This window comes from Helicobacter pylori (genome assembly GCF_003638305.1).
GTDB lineage: Bacteria > Campylobacterota > Campylobacteria > Campylobacterales > Helicobacteraceae > Helicobacter > Helicobacter pylori_DJ.
Genome location: NZ_MVYP01000037.1, coordinates 1 through 578, shown reverse-complemented (window position 1 = coordinate 578; position 578 = coordinate 1). Strand labels below are relative to the sequence as shown.

1 protein-coding gene is annotated in these 578 nt (G+C 39.8%); it reads right to left on the bottom strand.

From position 1 onward, the window contains the following. Nucleotides 1–18 precede the first annotated feature (18 nt). Nucleotides 19–578, bottom strand: a 560-nt coding sequence (locus EAL04_RS07865) for an outer membrane protein (RefSeq protein ID WP_162982536.1), incomplete at its 5' end; no start/stop codon positions are given.

Here is a 578-nt window from a genome sequence, read left to right as displayed (position 1 = left end):
AAAGAGAATTTGCGCCACCTAGTAAGCAAACACATAATTGAGGAAAAGGCTATACATCCTTCGGTATTCTAGTTTAGCGCCCATGAAAGAATAGTAGCTTGTGTTGATCGTAGGGATTTTAAAACCTAGTTCAATGCCATGCTGAGCGGCATGATCGCTGTCTTTTTTCTTAGGCCTAGCGAGATTCATTCTCAAGCCTAAATCAAACAAAAATTGGAAGTTAGAAGTGCTGACATTAGCGTTATAAATGCCATTCATCATGGTCAAATTCACTTGTTGGGAATTAAGCCACGAAGTCCCGGCTAACGCAAAGCCACCAAAAAGCCCCACGGAAAGCTTGTTATTCTTGCCTAAAAAGTTGGTGTTTTTATCGTTGATGAAGTTATAAAGCGCATCCATTCCCACCCCATAAGTCCACACATCAGAAGCGGAGTTAAAAAAATTAGATTTGATATAAGCATGGTTATAATCAAAGAAACCATAATACCTTAACCCCCAATTCCTTTTTTTACCAAAGAATTGCTTATAGCCCACTTGCACGCCGATCCCATTCATCGCCCCGTTATTGTTTTGATAGT